Annotated in this window: 12 tRNA genes and 1 rRNA gene; all 13 read right to left on the reverse strand. The window is 53.5% G+C overall.

Annotated features, from left to right (window positions below):
- Window positions 1–2 precede the first annotated feature (2 nt).
- Window positions 3–88, reverse strand: a tRNA-Leu gene (locus tag HNQ84_RS14250).
- A 9-nt stretch (window positions 89–97) separates the two neighbouring features.
- Window positions 98–172, reverse strand: a tRNA-Gly gene (locus tag HNQ84_RS14255).
- A 4-nt stretch (window positions 173–176) separates the two neighbouring features.
- Window positions 177–257, reverse strand: a tRNA-Leu gene (locus HNQ84_RS14260).
- A gap of 4 nt (window positions 258–261) precedes the next feature.
- Window positions 262–337 (reverse strand) — tRNA-Lys (locus HNQ84_RS14265).
- Window positions 338–484: 147 nt separating this feature from the next.
- Window positions 485–560, reverse strand: a tRNA-Thr gene (locus tag HNQ84_RS14270).
- Between the two features lie 10 nt (window positions 561–570).
- Window positions 571–646 (reverse strand) — tRNA-Phe (locus HNQ84_RS14275).
- A gap of 5 nt (window positions 647–651) precedes the next feature.
- A tRNA-Asp gene (locus HNQ84_RS14280) sits at window positions 652–727 on the reverse strand.
- Window positions 728–731: 4 nt separating this feature from the next.
- A tRNA-Met gene (locus tag HNQ84_RS14285) sits at window positions 732–808 on the reverse strand.
- Window positions 809–841: 33 nt separating this feature from the next.
- Window positions 842–917: transfer RNA gene (locus HNQ84_RS14290), tRNA-Val, on the reverse strand.
- A gap of 8 nt (window positions 918–925) precedes the next feature.
- Window positions 926–997 (reverse strand) — tRNA-Glu (locus HNQ84_RS14295).
- Between the two features lie 21 nt (window positions 998–1,018).
- Window positions 1,019–1,109: transfer RNA gene (locus HNQ84_RS14300), tRNA-Ser, on the reverse strand.
- A gap of 5 nt (window positions 1,110–1,114) precedes the next feature.
- Window positions 1,115–1,189 (reverse strand) — tRNA-Asn (locus HNQ84_RS14305).
- A gap of 165 nt (window positions 1,190–1,354) precedes the next feature.
- Window positions 1,355–1,446: ribosomal RNA gene (rrf, locus tag HNQ84_RS14310) — 5S ribosomal RNA — on the reverse strand; the annotation flags it as partial.

Consider the following 1,446-nt stretch of genomic DNA (forward strand, 5'->3'; position numbering starts at 1 on the left):
AGTGCCGAGGGCCGGACTCGAACCGGCACGGTAGTCACCTACCGCAGGATTTTAAGTCCTGTGCGTCTGCCAATTCCGCCACCCCGGCATGGCATGTTGGAGCGGAAGACGGGACTCGAACCCGCGACCCCCACCTTGGCAAGGTGGTGTTCTACCACTGAACTACTTCCGCATTATGCGGGTGGAGGGACTTGAACCCCCACGCCAGAGGCGCCAGATCCTAAGTCTGGTGCGTCTGCCAATTCCGCCACACCCGCATCATGGTGAGCCATGGAGGACTCGAACCTCCGACCCTCTGATTAAAAGTCAGATGCTCTACCTGCTGAGCTAATGGCTCGTTATAAGTCAAAAAAACCTACTCAATCTCCCTTTACCTGTCCCTTCCTCTACTAGCACACCCAAGATGTCAAGTGCGTCGGGACAACTCGTAACATATTCGAAGAAGCTTTGCTCGTTGCTGGGCTAATGGCTCAAAAAAAGAACCTGGTGCCGGCTGCAGGACTTGAACCCGCAACCTACTGATTACAAGTCAGTTGCTCTACCAATTGAGCTAAGCCGGCATCTTTAAAATGGTGGCTCGGGACGGAATCGAACCGCCGACACAAGGATTTTCAGTCCTTTGCTCTACCGACTGAGCTACCGAGCCATACATGGCGGTCCCGACGGGACTCGAACCCGCGATCTCCTGCGTGACAGGCAGGCATGTTAACCACTACACTACGGGACCATTTTGGTTGCGGGGGCAGGATTTGAACCTGCGACCTTCGGGTTATGAGCCCGACGAGCTACCTGGCTGCTCCACCCCGCGACGATGAGAAAAAACTTCTTTTTAACTTTTATATGGTGGAGGATGACGGGATCGAACCGCCGACCCCTTGCTTGTAAGGCAAGTGCTCTCCCAGCTGAGCTAATCCTCCATAAAAGATGACCCGTACGGGATTCGAACCCGTGTTACCGCCGTGAAAGGGCGGTGTCTTAACCACTTGACCAACGGGCCATATATCATTTCCTAAGTGGCTGGCGGAGAGCAAGGGATTCGAACCCTTGAGACGCTTATCACGTCTACACGATTTCCAATCGTGCTCCTTCGACCACTCGGACAGCTCTCCGTAAATGGCTCCGCAGGTAGGATTCGAACCTACGACCGCTCGGTTAACAGCCGAGTGCTCTACCACTGAGCTACTGCGGAATAAATATATAAGTGTTTCATACCGCTTAACCATTATTTAAGACAAAGGTTACTGCCTCTTCCTCTACTCGCATATTCAGCGATGATGGATGCGTCGAGGCAACTCGCAGTTCAATCAATGAAGCATTGCTCGTCACTGAGCTACTGCGGAATAATTCATGTTTTGCCCGGCAACGTCCTACTCTCGCAGGCGGTGTCCCGCCAACTACCATCGGCGCTGGAGAGCTTAACTTCCGTGTTCGGGATGGGAACGGGTG

The organism is Anoxybacillus eryuanensis, from assembly GCF_051200995.1.
GTDB classification, from domain to species: domain Bacteria; phylum Bacillota; class Bacilli; order Bacillales; family Anoxybacillaceae; genus Anoxybacillus; species Anoxybacillus tengchongensis.